The 17,326-nt window shown below is 73.4% G+C and carries 15 protein-coding genes; 7 read left to right on the top strand and 8 right to left on the bottom strand.

The features are described 5' to 3' along the window. Window positions 1-74: 74 nt before the first annotated feature. The 3 genes from IF88_RS0107000 to IF88_RS0107010 all read right to left on the bottom strand — a co-directional run bounded on the left by IF88_RS0107000 (window position 75) and on the right by IF88_RS0107010 (window position 4,844). On the bottom strand, window positions 75-1,937 hold the full coding sequence (locus IF88_RS0107000) for a protein kinase domain-containing protein (protein ID WP_051836550.1): 1,863 nt from the start codon (window positions 1,935-1,937) through the stop codon (window positions 75-77). Between the two features lie 169 nt (window positions 1,938-2,106). Next, window positions 2,107-2,706: a GNAT family N-acetyltransferase gene (locus tag IF88_RS0107005; RefSeq protein WP_030708363.1), complete on the bottom strand. Its 600-nt coding sequence runs from the start codon at window positions 2,704-2,706 to the stop codon at window positions 2,107-2,109. Then, a complete protein-coding gene (locus IF88_RS0107010) occupies window positions 2,703-4,844 on the bottom strand; it encodes a penicillin acylase family protein (protein WP_234323453.1) in 2,142 nt (713 codons plus the stop codon). The genes IF88_RS0107005 and IF88_RS0107010 overlap by 4 nt, the downstream gene beginning before the upstream one ends. A gap of 77 nt (window positions 4,845-4,921) precedes the next feature. On the opposite strand from IF88_RS0107010, the gene IF88_RS0107015 reads away from it, so the two are divergent. Beyond that, window positions 4,922-5,662 carry a siderophore-interacting protein gene (locus IF88_RS0107015; RefSeq protein WP_030708367.1) on the top strand — a complete coding sequence of 247 codons (741 nt, stop codon included), beginning with the start codon at window positions 4,922-4,924 and terminating at the stop codon, window positions 5,660-5,662. Window positions 5,663-5,692: 30 nt separating this feature from the next. Here IF88_RS0107015 and IF88_RS0107020 read toward each other — a convergent pair whose 3' ends face one another. Together IF88_RS0107020 and IF88_RS0107025 are read right to left on the bottom strand one after the other, a co-directional pair. After that, a complete protein-coding gene (locus IF88_RS0107020; protein ID WP_030708368.1) occupies window positions 5,693-6,193 on the bottom strand; it encodes a DinB family protein in 501 nt (166 codons plus the stop codon). Between the two features lie 114 nt (window positions 6,194-6,307). Further along, on the bottom strand, window positions 6,308-7,111 hold the full coding sequence (locus IF88_RS0107025) for a GNAT family N-acetyltransferase (protein WP_030708369.1): 804 nt from the start codon (window positions 7,109-7,111) through the stop codon (window positions 6,308-6,310). A gap of 60 nt (window positions 7,112-7,171) precedes the next feature. On the opposite strand from IF88_RS0107025, the gene IF88_RS0107030 reads away from it, so the two are divergent. The 6 genes from IF88_RS0107030 (at window position 7,172) to IF88_RS0107055 (ending at window position 14,790) form a co-directional block, all read left to right on the top strand. Next, the gene (locus IF88_RS0107030) at window positions 7,172-7,609 is read left to right on the top strand and encodes a signal peptidase I (RefSeq protein WP_234323454.1); all 438 of its coding nucleotides are present in this window, start codon (window positions 7,172-7,174) and stop codon (window positions 7,607-7,609) included. Between the two features lie 129 nt (window positions 7,610-7,738). Then, the gene (locus IF88_RS0107035; RefSeq protein ID WP_030708371.1) at window positions 7,739-9,988 is read left to right on the top strand and encodes an MMPL family transporter; all 2,250 of its coding nucleotides are present in this window, start codon (window positions 7,739-7,741) and stop codon (window positions 9,986-9,988) included. Window positions 9,989-10,027: 39 nt separating this feature from the next. Further along, window positions 10,028-10,582, top strand: a complete 555-nt coding sequence (locus tag IF88_RS0107040; protein WP_030708373.1) for a GNAT family N-acetyltransferase — start codon at window positions 10,028-10,030, stop codon at window positions 10,580-10,582. Between the two features lie 109 nt (window positions 10,583-10,691). Then, complete coding sequence (locus tag IF88_RS0107045) at window positions 10,692-11,279, top strand: hypothetical protein (protein ID WP_030708375.1); 588 nt, start codon at window positions 10,692-10,694, stop codon at window positions 11,277-11,279. 167 nt (window positions 11,280-11,446) lie between these two features. Continuing rightward, entirely contained in the window at window positions 11,447-11,635 is a 189-nt protein-coding gene (locus IF88_RS0107050) for a hypothetical protein (RefSeq protein ID WP_030708377.1), read from the top strand. Between the two features lie 59 nt (window positions 11,636-11,694). Continuing rightward, window positions 11,695-14,790: a helix-turn-helix transcriptional regulator gene (locus IF88_RS0107055; protein WP_051836552.1), complete on the top strand. Its 3,096-nt coding sequence runs from the start codon at window positions 11,695-11,697 to the stop codon at window positions 14,788-14,790. Here IF88_RS0107055 and IF88_RS0107060 read toward each other — a convergent pair. The 3 genes from IF88_RS0107060 to IF88_RS0107070 all read right to left on the bottom strand — a co-directional run bounded on the left by IF88_RS0107060 (window position 14,753) and on the right by IF88_RS0107070 (window position 17,322). After that, entirely contained in the window at window positions 14,753-14,941 is a 189-nt protein-coding gene (locus tag IF88_RS0107060) for a DUF6191 domain-containing protein (RefSeq protein ID WP_158754304.1), read from the bottom strand. The two genes, IF88_RS0107055 and IF88_RS0107060, sit on opposite strands and share 38 nt — an antisense overlap. 33 nt (window positions 14,942-14,974) lie before the next feature. After that, complete coding sequence (locus IF88_RS0107065; RefSeq protein WP_078892749.1) at window positions 14,975-16,210, bottom strand: PQQ-dependent sugar dehydrogenase; 1,236 nt, start codon at window positions 16,208-16,210, stop codon at window positions 14,975-14,977. 104 nt (window positions 16,211-16,314) lie between these two features. Next, window positions 16,315-17,322 carry an aldo/keto reductase gene (locus tag IF88_RS0107070; RefSeq protein WP_030708385.1) on the bottom strand — a complete coding sequence of 336 codons (1,008 nt, stop codon included), beginning with the start codon at window positions 17,320-17,322 and terminating at the stop codon, window positions 16,315-16,317. Window positions 17,323-17,326: the final 4 nt, after the last annotated feature.

A 17,326-nucleotide genomic window follows, 5' to 3' on the forward strand; every position in this document is an offset into this window, starting at 1 on the left:
CCTGCCCGGTCCTTCTGACCGCGCGGGACTCCGGGCAGGCTCCCGTGGGAGCCCACCGGGAGGCCGCCGCTTCGTCAGCGCGTCAGCTGCGGGGCGGCGATGACCACCTTGCCCATGTCGCAGCCGGCGTCCACCTTGATGCGCAGCCGCAGGGCGCCGTTCACCTCCACCCTCTTGGTGATCGGCTTGCCGAGCGCCACGAGTTCGGAGAAGGCGGCCGGCTGGCCGTCGAGCGAGATGCTGACGCGCCCCTTCTCGTTGGTGGAACCGTCGTCGATCCCGGCCGTGAAGTCCAGGAACTTCCACTCGCGGTTGAGGTCGAACTCCGCGATCGCGTCGCCGTTGCAGCCCAGGTCGGCGATGAACGCCGCGCCGTACTGCTTGGTGTTGATCTTCGCCGCCCCGACCGCGAACTCGCCCAGGCCGTTCACGGGATTCATGACGGTCAGATCGGCCGCGTTGACGCCGGGCGCGGTGCCGTTCGCGGGCTTCGACGCGGTGGCGGTGGGCTCCACCAGGGTGTCGGCCGGGGCCGACGGGCTGCCGGCGGTCGGCGTCGGCGTCGCGTCCGGGGAGGACGGCTGCCGGCTGGAGGCGGAGGCCACCGGTCCGTCCGCGCCCGAGGCCTGCCCCGTCTCCCGGTCCTTGTCCTTGTCGCCCAGCAGCTGTACGCCGGCCACCGCGAGGGCGGCCAGTACCAGCACCGTGGCCACCGAGCCCAGGACCAGGCCGGTCCGCCGCTTCTTCGGGCGCACGGGCTCCGGGGCCGGGGCCGGGGCCGGTGCCGGGTTCAGGTTGTACGTCGGCCCGTACCCGGCGGGCACGGCCGACGGGACCGGCTCCGCCGCGGCCGTCGGCGCCGGATCCGGCACCGTCTCCGGGGCGGGCTCCTGGGGCGCCGCCGGAACCGCGTGCGCGATCGGCGTGTGGGCGGGCGCCGCCACCACCGGCGGCGGGCTCGCGGGCTGCGGCGGGGCCACGGGCTGCGGTGGGGCGGCTGGGCGCGGCGGGGTCCCCTGGACGGCCCGCTGCGAGGTGGAGGTGGTCGTGGAGACCACCGCGTGGCGGACGTCCTTCATCCAGCCGGCCAGGTTCACCGGCCGCTCCCCCGGGTCGGCCGCGTAGATCGAGGCGATCCGCGCCCGCTGCTCGGCGTCCAGCACGGCGATCTGCGGCAGCGCCGTCAGCGCGTGCGCCAGCTGCTCCGGGGTCGCGGGCGGTGACTGCCCGCTCAGCAGGAAGTAGGCGATCGCCCCGAAGGCGTACCGGTCCGTGCCCGGGGTCCGCTTGCCGTCGAAGACCTCGGGCGCCGCGTAGCCCGGGGTGAACCAGACCTCCGCCGTCTGGTGGTCGGCGGTCAGCTTGCTGAGACCGAAGTCCACGAGCGTGGCCTGCCCGTGGGCGTCGACCATCACGTTGCCGGGGGAGAGGTCGCCGTGGACGACCTGCCGTCCGGACGGCGTGGCCTTCCCCGAGTGCAGCCAGTCCAGTACGTCGGCCAGCTGCTCCAGGGTCCGCATCACCTCGCGCCGCTCGGCGGCGGTGGCGAGCGTCCGCTCGGCCCGCCAGTCCCGCAGGTCCAGGCCGTCGACGTGGTTCATCACGAGGACGAGCGCCCGACCCGTCAGGGTCGAGGACTCACCGGGCCGGTGGATCGGCGGACCCTCGAAGTGCTCGCGTACGCCCACGACGCCGGGCCGGTGGACGAAGCGCAGCAGTTCGGCCTGCTCGTTCCACTTCTGGCTGATGCGGTCGAAGATGTCGGGCGTGATGGTCGTCTTGGAGTCGAGCACCTTGACGACCACGGGCTCGGATCCGCCCGCGAGCTCGATCTCCGCGAGATAGAGCACGGCCTCCCCACCGCGCCCGATGGACCGGAGCAGACGATACCGGTCCGCTGCCGAGTCGGGTCCGATGTGCAGGTTCTGACTGGTCAATGTCGCCCACCTCAACGCAGTTTGAGAGGGCATCAGCTTCCCGGGGGATACCTGCGGGGTCAATCGGAATCGGAAATCCCCGTGAGAAGCGCGGCCGGGCGTCCGGTGAGCGGAACTGCCTTTCGGGCAGGTTCCGTTCGACGGACGCCCGGCCGGGTGGGCGAACCGGTCAGCGGCCTGCCGGCGCGTCGAAGAACGCCAGCCGGGCCGGCTTCGCCGGGAGGTAGACCTCGGGCAGGTCGATCTCCGGGAGGACGACCTCCGGTCCGAGCACGAAGCCGGTGCGCTCCAGGCGGGCGATCGCCTTCGTGTTGCGGGCGTCCGGTTCGACGACCACGCGCCGTGCGGCGTCGTCGGAGAACACGAACGCGATGAAGGCGGCCATCAGGGCCCCGGTGAAGCCGCGCTCGGCCGCACCCTCGGTCGGGCCGATCAGCAGGTGCACGCCGACGTCCCCGGGCTGGACCTCGTAGCACTCGCTGACGCGGTCCTCGGCGCAGTCGTACGTCTGGAACAGCGCGACCCGCTCGCCGTCGCGGCTGACCATGAAGGCGTGGTGGGTGGTGCGGCGGTCGACGTCCTCGTAGATCTCCTGGACCAGTTCGCGGCTGGCCTCGCCCATGCCCCAGAAGCGGGCGCGCTCCTGCGTGACCCAGCTGTGGATCAGCGCGGAGTCGGCGGCCGGGTCGACGGGCGTGATGGCGACGGTGCCGAAGCCCTCGACGAGCCGGGTGTGCACGGGCTGTCTGACGGAGGGGGCGGAGGTCATATCGATTCCTTGGTGAGACGGGTCCAGTCGGTGACGACGGGGACGAGTTCGCAAGCGGCCCACAGGGGGAGCTGGTCGCGGTGGTGGGGTGCGCCGGTGACGCCGTCCGCGCCCAGCGGGACCACCCAGAGGCTGTCCTCGCGGCGGGCGAGGTCCCAGACGTAGCGGGCCGCCGACGCGCGGGCGGTGAGGTCGGTGAAACCGGGGACGGTGGAGGTGGCGTTCACGCAGTCGTGGTCGCCGCCGAGACCGGGCCACTCCGTGGCCTCCGGGTCGGGCACGGCCTGCCAGGGGGTCAGGCGGTGCACCTGCGACCAGGGGGTGTCGGGGGTGTCGGCCGCGGCCGTCTCCTCCAGGGCGGCCCGGACGTGCGCCGCACGGTCGAGGCCGGGGACGAGGGAGGTGGTGAGCAGGCCTTCGAGGGCGTAGCCGATCTTCGGGACCAGGTACAGCCACGGGTGGAAGACGGCCGGCCCGGCGGGCGCGCCCCACAGCCCCTCGAAGACCGGGTCGGCGGCGAAGCGGCGTACGGTCGCGCTGCGGAAGGCCGAGAAGACGGTGGCGTCGGTGCTGTCGGCCGCCATGTGCCGGTCCCAGACCAGCAGTCGGGTGCGCAGGGCCCGCGCCGCCGGGGTCAGGTCCTCGAAGGCGGGCAGCAGGGCGAGCAGGGGCTCGGCCGAGGCCAGGTACGTGTCCCGGTGTACGTCGGCCATCGCCTTCGGGGACCAGTCCGCGGAGCCGCCGAGCAGCTCGCGGATGCGGTTGGCGCGGTGCGGGGGCGCGAACTCCACGCCGAGCGGGGAGGCGATCCCGCGCGCGTTGGCCATCACGGCGAAGCCCTGCACGGGCTCGGCGGGGGTCGGGGCCCAGTCCTGCCAGGCGTGCCGCGAGTCCCAGGCGGGCACGGGGCGCAGCCGATTGGCGCTGTGGCGCAGCGGCACGGCGCCCGCGACGCGGTGCAGCAGGCCGCCCTCGGTGTCGGCGGCGTGGACGACGTTGACCGGCTCGGCCCAGCCGTCGAAGGCCCGGTCGATGTCGGCGACGGTGCGGGCGCGCAGGAGGGCGGGGAGGGCGGCGAAGCCGAGGTCCCGGCGGACCCGGGGCGGGTAGCGGAGGGAGAGGGTCTGTGCGCTGCCGTCGGCGTGGGCCGCTGCGTGCGCGTCGGCCCCGGTGTCCCCGTCCGCGTGGATGATCACGGGGCCGCGGGCGGTCTCCAGGACCTCCACCTCGACGTCCTCGCCGCCGGCCACGGTGATGGTCTCGGTGTGGCGGGCGACGGGCTCCCAGGCGCCGTCCGCGCCCAGAGCCTCGACGACGTCGTCGGCGCTGCGGCGCAACTGCTCGATGTACAGGTCCTGGTAGTCGGACATCGCGTTGGTGATCGCCCAGGCGGCGGTGCCGGTGTGGCCGAAGTGGCCGAGGCCGGGGACGCCGGGGACGGCGAGGCCGAGGACGTCGTAGTCCGGGCAGGAGAGACGTATCTGCTGATAGACGCCCGGGTCCTCGATGAACCGGTGCGGGTCGCCCGCGATGATCGCCGAGCCGGAGGCGGTGCGGTCGCCCGGCACCAGCCAGCCGTTGCTGCCGGCGGTGCCGGGGCCGTCGGTGGCGAAGAGGGTGACCGCCTCGTCGCCGAGGGCGCGGGCGACGCGCTCGCGCCACAGCTTGGTGGGGAAACCGGCGAACAGGATGTGGGTGGCGGTCCAGACGGCGAGCGGGACCCACGGCTCCCAGGGGGCGGGGGTGAGGCCGGTGCGGGCGAAGCGCTCGTCGCGGGCGGCGCCGGCGGCGAGCCCGTCGTTGACGCCGTCCACGTACGCGCGGACCCAGGCGGCGGTGCCGGGGTCGTCGGCTTCCAGGACCTCGTGGCAGAGGCGGGCGGTGTCGGCGAGGCGGCACTGGCGGGCGAAGCGGTCCCAGTCGACGGAGTCCGCGCCGAGGAAGGAGGCGCTGGAGCCCTGGGCGCGATGCCGCTCGACCTCCAGCTGCCAGGCGCGGTCGAAGGCGGTGACGCGGCCCTGCGCATAGGCGAGTCGGAGCTCGTCGGAGGCGCGGAGGTGGGGGACGCCCCAGGGGTCGCGGAAGACCTCGTACGATGCGGAGGCCTCCGAGTCGTTCTCGCTGCTCACACTGCTCACGCTGCTCACACTCTTCCCCAGGGTGCATTAGGTTAGGCTGCCCTAACTATAGACGGGGTGCAGGGGAGGGGCTGGACATGGCTGTCGGCAAGGGCTGGGAGGGCGTGGTCCTGAAGCTCATGCGGGGCAAGGACTTCACGTTCACGGTCACGGGGGCGGAGGACGTCACGGAGCACTACCGCCGGGTGTACTTCACCGACGGCGGGCTGCTGGCGGCCGCCGGCGAGTCGCTGCACCCGACGATGTGGGTGCGGGTCTGGTTCGAGGGCGCGGGCCGTCCGCACCAGCGGGCCTACACGCTCGTCGACCCGGATCCCGAAGCGGGCACCTTCTGCTTCGAGTTCGCCCTGCACGGCGGGGTCGCCAGCGCCTGGGCGCGCGGCGCCAAGCCGGGCGACACGATCGAGGCCACCGTCCAGGGCACCGGATTCACCGGCCTCGTGCCGGCCCCCGAGCGCCTGCTGGTCATCGGCGACCCGGCCTCCCTCCCGGCGGTCAACTCGCTGATGGACGCCTACCCGCAGACCCCGGCGACCCTCTGGTTCGAGACGCAGCACGCCTCGGACGCGGAACTGCCGGTCCGCGGGGACGCGGAACTGCGCGACGTCCGCCGCGTACCGCGGGGCGGCCCGGCGCTGGCCGACCGGGTCCGGGCCGAACTCCCGGAGCTGCTGGGCGATCCGGAGTCGGCGTACGTCTGGCTGGCCTGCGACACGGTGACGACGCGCGCCCTGACGGCGTACCTGCGCAAGGACCTCGCGCTGCCGAAGCACCGGGTGAACGGTCTCGGGTACTGGCGGCCGGGCACGGGTGGCTGAGCCGGCGCACCGGACCGCGCCGGCCAGGGCCTACGCGCCGGTGGTGCCGTCGAGCGCCTCGCGGAGGAAGTCTGCGTGGCCGTTGTGGCGGGCGTACTCGTGGATGAGGTGGAGCATGACCAGGCGCAGCGAGGCCTCCTCCTCCCAGCTCGGCACGTACGCCGTCACGTCCAGGGAGTCGGCGGCGGACTCGATTCGGCGGGCGTGCTCGATCTCCTCCCGCCAGGCGGCAAAGGCCTCGGTGCGGCTGGAGCCGGAGGCGTCGTAGGCGGCCTGGAAGTCGTGGGTGTCCGACCACAGGTGCGCGAGCTCCTCGCCGTTCAGGACGCGACGGAACCAGTGCCGCTCGACCTCGGCCATGTGCCGGACCAGCCCCAGCAGGGACAGCGTGGACGGGGGCATCGAGCTGCGGCGCAACTGCTCGTCGGTGAGGCCCTCGCACTTCCAGGCGAGGGTGGCCCGGTGGTAGTCGAGAAAGGCCCGGAGGGTCTCGCGCTCGTTGCCGGTCAGGGGCGGGCTGATGCGTTCCATGCGGGCGATCCTGCCCGTTGATCCCGGGCGGGGGAACCCCGTCGGGGAGGCAGTGTCCGTAGGCCCGCACGCGGGCGGCCCGGCCGGCGGCGGACCGGACCTCCCCGCCGAAGGTCAGACGGCGCCGGCGGCCGTCCACATGTACGGCACCGTCACGCCCAGGACCCCGAAGCCCAGCCGCTCCAGGATCGGACGGCTGTCGTCCGACGCGTCCACCTGGAGGTACGGGATGCCGCGCTCCGCCGCGATGCGGGCGCGGTGGGCCACCAGCAGGCGGTAGATGCCGCGGCCGCGCCACTGCGGGACCGTGCCGCCGCCCCACAGGCCGGCGAAGGCCGTCCCCGGCCGCATCTCCATCCGGGCCGCGCTCACCGGGGTGTCGCCCGCCATCGCCAGCACCGCGGCGATGTTCTCCGGCTCGTTGCGCACCTGGTCGAGCAGATGCTCCCTGATCCGCGGCCGCTCGATTCCGAAGGCCCCCGCGTGGACCTCCATCATCAGGTCGACCCCGGCCTCGTCCGTCACCACCCGCAGCGTGATCCCCTCGGGCGGCTCCACCGGCAGCCGGGCGAGCTCGGCCGCCCGGCCCACCATCAGGGTCTCCGGCGGCTCCGGTACGAAGCCGGCCGCCCGCAGCCGCTCCCCGAGATCGGCCGGCCCGTCGTAGTCGTACAGCTTCCACTCGAACTCGGGACATCCCCGTCCCGCGAAGAACGCCACCTGCGCCGCGATCTCCGCATCCGCGCTCTCCTCGTCGAGGTCCGACCAGAACACGCCGTTCCACCCGAGCCCGGGCACGCTCTGCCGTACGACCCGCCCCACCCGCTCCACCCGGGCCTGAGCGCTGTCCGACTGCGCCCCCTCGCGCACCTCGGCGTCGTAGCGGGTGCGCAACTTCAGAAGTTCGTCAAGATTCATCGTCATCGTCCCAGCTCACCAGTGTCGGGCCGCCCGCCACAACTGCATTAGCCTCACCCCGTGAACGACGACTCCACCATCTACACCGGCAAGGCAGCCCCCGACGCCGCCGCCGACCGCGGCTGGCTGCTGGGCCACTTCAAGGATCCCGCCGATCCCCGTCACAGCGAGGACGTGGAGATCAAGTGGGGGGTCCACCCGAAGGGCGACGAACGGGAGCGGTGGGCGACCGCCGAGCGGCGCACCGCACTGCTGGTCCTGATCAGCGGGCGCTTCCGGCTGGAGTTCCCGGGGCGGACCGTCGTCCTCGCCGAGCAGGGGGACTACGTGCTCTGGGGCCGCGGCGTCGACCACTCCTGGTACGCCGAGGAGGACGCCGTGGTCCTCACCGTCCGCTGGCCCTCGATCCCCGGCTACCGGGTGGACGAGCCTTCCCTGTCCTCCTGTGACGATGCACACGAAACGGGCCAACGATCACTAAACGCTGAGATCCTGTAGATGTAGACCATCTGGGCCCAATTCCCCGGGGCGATCCCCCGGTCCGCCGGCCCGGTCTTCACGAGTTCATGCGTTCTTTGCGACGGGCCGCCTCCCGGTGAAGACCCGAACCATCAGGGAGCACGTCCGTTGGCAGTAATCGCACGCTGGTGCATGCGCCACCGCCTCCTCGCCGTCCTGATCTGGCTCCTCGCACTCGGCGGGACCGCGGCGGCCGCAGGCACCGCCGGAACGGCGTTCTCCAACGACTACGAGGTCCCCGGCACCGAGTCCGGCAAGGCGAACGACCTCCTCCGCGAGGGCTTCCACGGCCAGGGCGGCGACACCGACACCATCGTGTGGCGGGCCCCGGACCATCAGAGCGCGCGCACCCCGGACATCGAGCGGCGCATGACCCGGGCCCTCAACGCCGTCGCCGCGCTCCCGGGCGTCGGCTCCGTCGCCGGACCCTACGGCCCCGGCCCCGAGAGCTCCGCACGGATCAGCCCCGACGGGCGCACCGCCTATGCCGTGGTGACCTTCGACCAGCACGCGGACTCCGTGCCCAAGGCCCAGGCCAGGGCCGTCGTCGACGCGGTGAAGAACCCCGCCACCGAGACCGACGGACTCCAGGTCGAACTGGGCGGCCGCGCCATCCAGCTCACCGAGGCGCCCACCGCGCACCTCGCCGAGGTCATCGGCGTGGCCGTCGCGGCCCTGGTCCTCTTCCTCGCCTTCGGCTCGCTCGCCGCGAGCCTGCTGCCGATAGCGACCGCCCTGGTCAGCGTGGGCACCGCCTATTTCGGCATCACCCTCCTCGGGCACGCGATGCCCGTCGCCGACTTCGCCCCGATGCTCGGCACCCTCATCGGCCTCGGCGTCGGCATCGACTACGCCCTCTTCATCGTCACCCGGCACCGCAAGGGCCTCGCGCGCGGCCTCCCCGTCGACGAGGCCGTCGAGAACGCCGTCGCCACCACCGGCCGGGCCGTCGTCTTCGCCGGCGCCACCGTCTGCATCGCCCTGCTCGGCATGCTCGTGCTGCGGCTGAACTTCCTCAACGGCGTCGCGATAGCGGCCTCCGTGACGGTCGTGCTGACGGTCGCCGCCTCGGTCACCTTGCTGCCCGCCCTCCTCTCGTACATCGGAAAGCGCGCCCTCTCGGGCCGCGAGCGCCGCAAGCTCGCCGCCGGGGGCCCGCGGCCCGCGCAGCCCTCCGGCTTCGCCGCCCGCTGGTCCGTCTTCGTGGAACGCCACCCCAAACTGCTCGGCCTCCTCGCCACCGCGGTCATGCTGGTGCTGGCCCTGCCCACCCTCTCGCTCCACCTGGGCACCTCCGACCAGGGCAACAACCCGGCCGGCTCCACCACCCGGGGGGCCTACGACCTGCTGGCGGACGGGTTCGGGCCCGGCACGAACGGCCCGCTCACCGTCGTCGCCCGGCTGGACGGCGCCGGCGACCGGCTCGCCGTCGACCACCTCGCGGACGCGCTCCGTCGGACGGACGGCGTCGCCTCCGCCGGCCCCGCCGTCCTCAACCGCAGCGGGGACACCGCCGTCCTGACCGTCGTACCGGACTCGGCCCCCCAGTCCCGGGCCACGAGCGACCTCGTCGACACCCTCCGCCAGGACGTCATCCCGCGCGCCGGGCACGGCAACTCCATGGAGGTCCACGTCGGCGGTGTGACCGCCGCCTACGACGACTTCGCCGAGGTCATCATCGGCAAGCTGCCGCTCTTCGTCGGCGTGGTCATCGCCCTCGGCTGCGTGCTCCTGCTGCTGGCCTTCCGGTCCATCGGCATCCCGGTGAAGGCGGCGGCCATGAACGTCGCCGCCGTCGCCTCCTCCTTCGGCGTCGTGGTCGCGATCTTCCAGTGGGGCTGGGGGAGCGAACTGCTGGGGCTCGGCAGCGCCGGACCCATCGAACCCTTCCTCCCCGTGATCATGGTGTCCGTCCTCTTCGGACTGTCCATGGACTACCAGGTCTTCCTCGTCAGCCGGATGTACGAGGAGTGGCTGGAGACCGGCGACAACCGGCGGGCCGTGCGCGTGGGCCTCGCCGAGACCAGCCGGGTCATCAACTCGGCGGCCGTGATCATGATCTCCGTCTTCCTCGCCTTCGTCCTCAGCGGCGACCGGATCATCGCGATGTTCGGCATCGCGCTCGCGGCGGCCGTGGCCCTCGACGCCTTCGTGCTGCGCACCCTCCTCGTCCCGGCCCTCATGCACATGCTCGGGGGAGCCAACTGGTGGCTGCCCGCCTGGCTCGACCGGCGGCTGCCCAGGATCAGCATCGAGCCCCCCGAATGCCGCCCGCATGCGAAACTTCCGGCACAGCGGCCCGCCGCGGTTCCCGCCACGAGCGAGGACGGCGCCGAGCCCGCCACCACCTCCCGGTGATCCGGCCACCCGCCGTCCGAGACCCAAGGAAGACCGCGCATGTTCTCGATAGACCTCGCCGACGACGCCCAGCTGTTCCCGCTTGAGGCCCGGCACGCCGAGGAGTTCTTCGCCCACATCGAGCGCGGCCGGGAGTTCATCGGCCAGTACGTCGGCTTCCCCGACCGCTCGCCCGACCTCGACTCCGCCAGGGCCTTCCTGGCCAAGTACGCGGTGAAGGCGGGGGAGGACGGCGCCCGGTTCTTCGGCATCCGGCTCGACGGCACCCTCGTGGGCGGGGTCCTCTTCCCGGCCTTCGACGCGGACGGCGGCAACTGCGAGATCGGCTGCTGGCTGGAGCCCGCCGCGGCCGGCCGGGGCCTGGTGACCAAGGCCTGCCAGGTCCTGATCGACTACGCCTTCGGCGAGCGCGGCATGCACCGCGTCGAGTGGCACGCCGCCACCGGCAACAAGAAGAGCCTCGCCGTGGCCGAGCGCCTCGGCATGACCCGGGAAGGCGTCATGCGGCAGAACCACCTGCACCGCGGCGTCCGCCAGGACACCGAGGTCTGGTCCCTCCTCGCCCACGAGTGGTCCGCGGCCCGCTCCGCCTAGACCGGATCGACCGGCCGCCGGTCCGGGCCCCGCCCACCGCGGGGCCCATTGTGGCCACCACCAGCGGATTCTCAGAAAACTCTCAGACAGGGCGCCTACGGTGCCCCGCATGGACACCACGAAGACCCCCGCCGCGAACGCCACCGAGGCGGACGCCACCCCGGTCGACCTCGACAAGACCGAGGCCGCCCAGCCCGCCGAGGCCGAGGCCGAAGCCGACTCCGTACGCACCGACGCGGACCCGGAGGACGAGACCTTCGCCGAGGACGGGGACGAGGACGAGGCGCAGACCGCGCAGCCGAGCCACGTCGGTTCCGCTGCCTCCGCGATCGTCGCCGCGGGGCTCGGCGTCGTCGCCCTCAGCGGCAGCTGGGTCGCCGGCATCGTGTCCGAGCGCGCGAGCATCGCCGCCCGGCTGGAGCTGAGCCAGGCCGCCGACGCCAACGCGCAGATCGCCGCCCAGTTCGTCGACCCGTGGCACACCACCGCGATGGTGAACGGCGTCTTCTCCGCCCTCGCCCTGATCATCGCCACCTTCGTGCTGGCCCTCCCCGCCTTCAGCACCCCCGAGCGCATCCTCCCCACCTGGGTGCGGTCCGTCTCCTGGGCGGGCATCGGCCTGGGCGCCCTCGGCGTACTCCTCTTCGTCCTCATGTACTTCGACCTCCTCCTCGCCATCCCGAAGGCGGCGGGCTAGGTACTGCCTTAGGCGAACTCGGCCTGGTCCGGGCACATCCCGGCCCGGACTAAGGCCCCCCGCCCCCGGCAGATGCGGCATGCGACCGATGCGCCGGCACCCCCTGGGACGCGAATCTTGGATCACACCGAACGAGGTGCCCGAGAAACGCCACCAGGGAGTACGAGATGTTCGAGTACGAGATCGCCGCCACCGCCCGCACCGCCGACCTCCTCCGCGAGGCCGCCGCGTACCGCACGGTCCGGGACGCCGGCGCGCGCCGCGCCTCCTTGCGCCACCTCGAACCGCGAGGGTCGGTGAGAGCACTCCGGAGCCGCTTCGCCCGCACCGCGGGCCACGCGCCCCACACCGCCTGAACCGACACGTGATGAGAAGCGCACCGATATCGAGTGCCGTCGCACCGGACGGCTGTGCGATGCTCGGCGACGTGGAGACCAGATCTGTCAGCCCGGTGTTCGTCGGCCGAGCCGACGAACTGGCCGTACTCACCGACGCACTGACCCGCGCCGCCGGCCGCGAGCCCCAGGCGATGCTCATCGGCGGAGAGGCCGGGGTCGGAAAGACCCGCCTCACCGAGGAGTTCGTCTGCGAGGCCGAGCGCCGCGGCGCCGTCGTCGCCGTCGGAGGCTGTGTGGAGATCGGGGCGGAGGGACTTCCCTTCGCCCCCTTCTCGACGGCCCTGCGCACCCTGCACCGCCTGCTCCCCGACGAACTGGCCGCCGCCACCGCCGGCCAGGAGGACGAACTCGCCCGGATCCTCCCCGAACTCGGCGACACCCCGCGCGGCCCGCACGACGAGGAGAGCACCGCCCGGCTCTTCGAACTGACGGCCCGGATGCTGGAGCGGCTCGCCGCCGACCGCACCGTCGTCCTCGTCCTGGAGGACCTGCACTGGGCGGACACCTCCACCCGTCACCTGCTCTCCTACCTCTTCCGCACCCTCGGCAGCGGCCGGCTCGTCGTCGTCGCCACCTACCGCGCGGACGACGTCCACCGCCGCCATCCGCTGCGCCCCCTCCTGGCCGAGCTCGACCGGCTCCGTACCGTCCACCGCATCGAACTGGCCCGTTTCAACCGGGCGGAGGTGCGCCGCCAGCTCGCCGGCATCCTCGCCACGCAGCCCGACGAGGACTTCGTCGACTCCGTCTTCGACCGGTCCGACGGCAACGCCTTCTTCGTCGAGGAACTCGTCGCCTCCCGGGAGAGCGGCTGCCGTACCGGCCTCACCGAATCCCTGCGCGACCTGCTCCTCGTCCGCGTCGAGGTGCTGCCCGAGGAGACCCAGCGACTGGTGCGGATCGTCGCCGAGGGCGGCTCCACCGTGGAGTACCCGCTGCTGCGCGCCGTCGCCGGGCTCACCGAGGACGAGCTGATCGAAGCGCTGAGGGCGGCGGTCGGGGCCAACATCCTGCTCGCCACCCCCGACGGCGACGGCTACCGCTTCCGGCACTCGCTGGTCCGCGAGGCCGTCAGCGACGACCTGCTGCCCGGTGAACGGGCCCGCGTCAACCGCCGCTACGCCGAGGCCATGGAGGCCGACGAGTCGCTGATCCGCTCGGGGGAGCGGGTCATCCGGCTGGCCAGCTACTGGTACCAGGCGAACGACCCCGCCAAGGCGCTGCCCGCCGTACTGGCCGCCTCCGTTGCGGCCCGCCGCCGGCACGCCTACTCCGAGCAACTGCGCCTGCTGGAGCGGGCCATGGACCTGTGGGACAGCGCTCCGGAGGAGGTCCGCGAGGCCCTGCGCCCGGCGGACTACACCGAGGTGTACCCGCCGTGCGGCTGCGACGACTCCGCCGCCACCCCGCTCCGGCGGATCGACCTGCTGGCCGAGGCGACCGTCGCGGCACGCTACGGCGGCGAGCGCGAACGCGCCCTGAAGATCACGAAGACGGCGCTGCGCCTGCTGGAGGAGGAGCGCGACTCGCTGCGGGCCGCCTGGTTCTGGACCGAGCGCTCCCGGCTGGTCGCCGGCCTCGGCCGTGGCGACGGCTGGGAGGAGATCGCCAAGGCGCAGGAACTCGTCCGGGGGCTGCCCCCGTCCCAGGTGCACGCCGAGGTCCTGGTCCGGGCCGCGAGCTGGGGCATGCTCCACAAGCCGGGCCCCGACAACCTCGCCGCCGCCGAACGCGCCGTCGAGTACGCGCGCATGCTGGGCGCCGAGGACACCGAGCTCAATGCCCGGATCACGGTCGGCTGCCTGCTCACCGACTCCGGTGACGGCGCCGGCGGCCTCGCCGAACTGCACGCGGTCAGGGAACGGGCCGCGAAGCTCGGACTCACCAGGCTGACAGGGCGTACGCATGTCAATCTCACCTCTCAGTTGGAAAGCATGGGCCGGTCCCGCGAAGCCGTGGAACTGGCCGAACAAGGGGCCGAACTGGTCCGGGAATCCCGGCTGATGGACAGTGAGGCCTGGGTCTGCGGAAACATGGCCGAGAGCCTCTACAGCCTCGGCCGCTGGGACGAGGCCGCCGAGGCGGCCCGGCGCACCCTGCGCGTCGGCCAGAGTGCGGCCCCGCGCGGTACCGCCTCCGCACGGCTGGCTCACCTGGCCCTGGCCCGTGGCGAGTTGGCCGAGGCAGCCCAGCAGCTCGCCGCCGCCCACGCCCACTTCGGCACCCACGACACCCAGCCCCAGCACCGGATACCGCTGTACCGCCTCGCCATCGGGATCGCGGCGGGAGAGGGCCGGATCGCCGACGTGCGCGCCGAGACCGCCGCCGCCGTCGCCTACGGGTTCCCGCTCGGCCAGCACCGCTACGCCTGGCCGCTGCTGCTCGCCTCCGCCTCCGCCGAGGCGGACGCCCGCGGGCTCCCGGCCGCCGACGCCGACCGGGACGCCGCCCTGGGCGTGCTGCGCGGCGCCGCGCACACCCTCGCCACCCCGGTCCCGCTGTGGGCCGCCCACGCCGAGTACCTCCGGGCCGAACTGCTCCGGGCCGAGGCCCGGGACACCCCGGCGGACTGGACCGCCGTCGAGGCGGCCGTCCGCCCGCTGGAGCGCCCGTACCTGCTGGCCCGTGCCCGCCACCGGCTCGCCGAGGCCCTGCTGGCGGCCGGCGACCGGGAACCCGCGGCCACCCTGCTCCGCGAGGCCTACGCCACCGCCGAACAGATCGGTTCACGCCCGCTGCGCGAGGACCTGGCGCTGCTCGCCCGGCGCGCCCGGCTCCCGCTGAGCGACGCCGACCCGTCCGCGGCCCCGACCGCCCCGCAGAGCGACCCGGTCGAGGCGCTCGGCCTGACCAGCCGCGAGCGGGACGTCCTGCACCTGGTGGCGACGGGCAGCACCAACCGCAAGATCGCCGAGGAACTCTTCATCTCCCCGAAGACGGCGAGCGTGCACGTCTCCAACATCCTGGCCAAGCTGGGCGTCGCCGGCCGCGGCGAGGCCGCCGCCCTCGCCCACCGGCTACGGCTCTTCGCCCCGCCCGTCCACGGCGGCCCCGCAGAGGGCGGCCCCGGCCCGGTCAGCCCCCGTCCGGAGGCTGCTCGGCAGGGCGTATGAGCACTCTGCCGGAGTCGAGGTCTATCGGCCCCCGTCCCGGATCGTTGTCATTCACATCGGTCCGGGACAGCTCCAGCCGCTTCTTCTCCTCGTTCGTGTGCTTGCGTCCCGGGTTGAACAGCTCCTCGATCATGTTGAACAACGCGCCCACCGTCCCTGTGGTCCCCGTGCGGAGACGTGCTGGTCACCGCACCGTCAGTGTCAGGATCCTGTCGTCGCCCGCCTCCGGCGACCCCCGTCCGTCCGTCTCGCTCGTCACCAGCAGCAACCGGTCACCGCCAAGAGCCACCACCGTCCGCAGCCGGCCGTACCGCCCCTCCAGGAAGGCCTCGGGCTCCGCCACCGGCTCCGTCCCGGCCAGGGGTATCCGCCACAGCCGGTTGCCCTTCAGTGCGGCCATCCACACCGAACCCTCCGCCCAGGCGATCCCGCTCGGCGAGGCCTCGTCGGTCTTCCACACGGCCACCGGATCCCGGAAGCCGGGCCTGCCCGCCTTCCCCTCGGCCTCGGGCCAGCCGTAATTCGCCCCGGGCTCGATCAGGTTCAGCTCGTCCCAGGTGTTCTGGCCGAACTCGGCCGCCCACAGCCTCTTGTCCTTGTCCCAGGCGAGGCCCTGCACATTGCGGTGACCGTAGGAGTAGACGACCGAATCCGCCTCCGGGTTGCCGTGCACCGGATCCCCGTCCGGAGTCATCCGCAGGATCTTGCCGCCCAGCGACTTCTTGTCCTGCGCGAGCGCCTTCTCGCCGGTCTCGCCCGTCCCCGCGTAGAGCATCTTGTCCGGGCCGAAGGCGATCCGGCCGCCGTTGTGCACGAGGCCCTTGGGGATGCCCCGGAACACGGTGTCCGGCGCGCCCAGTTGCTGGCCGGCGGATCTGTGCTCGTCGTACCGCAGCCGGGCGATGCGGTTGTCGGACTCGGTCGTGAAGTACACGTACACCAGCCGGTCCGAGGCGAAGGAGGGCGACAGCGCGAGACCCAGCAGCCCGCCCTCGCCGCCCGGGGCCACCCCCGGCACCTCGCCGATCCGCGTCACCGTGCCCGAGCCCACCGCGACCCTGCTGATCGTCCCCATGTCCCGCGAGGCGACCAGCAGGTCCCCGCCCGGCAGCTCGGCCACGCCCCACGGCGACTCCAGGCCCTTGGCGACCTCGCCGGTCACCGTCACCGCGCCCTTGGCCGGCGGCCCGGTCGCCTCCGGCGAGGCGGACGCGCTCCCCGACTGGCCCGCCGGCCCGGAGCCCGCCGCGGCCTTGCCCGGTGGAGAGCTCCCACCCCCCGCTCCGGGGGCGCCGGCCGGTGCGCATCCCGCCGCCAGCAGAACGCCGCACCCCGCCAGAACCGCCGCCGCCAGCACGCTCCGGTGCCGCACGCCCTGCGTCTCGGACCCCACGTGCCCGGGAGAACTTCCGTATCGCATCACCCTGCTCCTTCCGGTCCTCCGATCGTGCCCTTCACCAGTCTCAACAGCGGCGGCAGTTCCCGAAGTTCCACCACTCGTACACTCGATCGAGTGGTTGTCGCTCAGTCCCAGGCTCCCACCTCGACCGGCAGGGCCGCGATCTCGGCCAAGTCCCCGGCCGACAGCCGCACCTCCGCCGCCCGCGCGTTCTCCGCGGCCCAGTGCGCCCGGTCGGCCCCCGGCACCGGCACCACGTGCGGCCCCTGCGCCAGCACCCACGCCAGCGCCACCTGCGCCGCCGTGACCTCCGCCCCGTGCCGCCGCGCCACCCGCCGCAGCCCCGCCACCAGCACCTGGTTCGAGGCCATCGCCGCCGCCGTGAACCGCGGATGGCGGGCCCGCACGTCCTGCGGCTCGAAGCCCTCACCCGGAGTGAGCGTCCCGGTGAGGAACCCGCTGCCCAGCGGCATCGCCGCAAGGAAGCCCACACCCCGCGCCGCGCACCACGGCAGGAGCTGCCACGCCGCCTCCGGCGACCACACCGACAGCTCCGCCTGCACCGCGCTCACCGGGAACACCTGCTGCAGCCGCTCCAGGTGCCGCAGCGTCGTCCGGTACTTCCGGTCCCCGCTGCGCCCCGCCCCCGGCCCGGCCCCGGCGCCCAGCGCGCAGAAGCCGAGGGCGCGCACCTTCCCCGCACCCACCAGCTCTGCCATGGCACCCCAGGTCTCCTCCACGGGCACCTCCGGATCCACCCGGTGCAGCTGGTAGAGGTCTATGACATCGGTCCGCAGCCGCCGCAGCGAGGCGTCGCAGGCCCGCCGCAGATAGCCGGGCCGCCCGTCGGCGACCACGTGCTGGTCACCCGCCCGCAGCCCCACCTTGGCCGAGACGAACGCCTCGGAGCGCCGCTCGCGCAGCACCCGCCCCAGCAGCAGCTCGTTGGTGAACGGCCCGTACACGTCGGCCGTGTCCAGCAGGTTCGACCCCAGGTCCAGCGCCGCGTGCACGGCCGCAAGCGACTCCTGTCCCCGCCGCCGCGAAGGCGCGTACGCCCAGCTCATCGGCATACAGCCCAGGCCGACGGCGCCCACGGTCAGCGCCCCCGCCCCGATCGACCTGCGCTCCACCCCT

This window comes from Streptomyces sp. NRRL F-2580 (assembly GCF_000720115.1).
GTDB lineage: Bacteria > Actinomycetota > Actinomycetes > Streptomycetales > Streptomycetaceae > Streptomyces.

Coding starts and splice junctions, on each gene's coding strand:
- IF88_RS0107005 (WP_030708363.1), bottom strand. CDS start 2,706: ATGACCTCCGCCCCCTCCGTCAGACAGCCCGTGCACACCCGGCTCGTC.
- IF88_RS0107015 (WP_030708367.1), top strand. CDS start 4,922: ATGGCTGTCGGCAAGGGCTGGGAGGGCGTGGTCCTGAAGCTCATGCGG.
- IF88_RS0107020 (WP_030708368.1), bottom strand. CDS start 6,193: ATGGAACGCATCAGCCCGCCCCTGACCGGCAACGAGCGCGAGACCCTC.
- IF88_RS0107025 (WP_030708369.1), bottom strand. CDS start 7,111: ATGAATCTTGACGAACTTCTGAAGTTGCGCACCCGCTACGACGCCGAG.
- IF88_RS0107040 (WP_030708373.1), top strand. CDS start 10,028: ATGTTCTCGATAGACCTCGCCGACGACGCCCAGCTGTTCCCGCTTGAG.
- IF88_RS0107045 (WP_030708375.1), top strand. CDS start 10,692: ATGGACACCACGAAGACCCCCGCCGCGAACGCCACCGAGGCGGACGCC.
- IF88_RS0107050 (WP_030708377.1), top strand. CDS start 11,447: ATGTTCGAGTACGAGATCGCCGCCACCGCCCGCACCGCCGACCTCCTC.
- IF88_RS0107055 (WP_051836552.1), top strand. CDS start 11,695: ATGCTCGGCGACGTGGAGACCAGATCTGTCAGCCCGGTGTTCGTCGGC.
- IF88_RS0107065 (WP_078892749.1), bottom strand. CDS start 16,210: ATGCGATACGGAAGTTCTCCCGGGCACGTGGGGTCCGAGACGCAGGGC.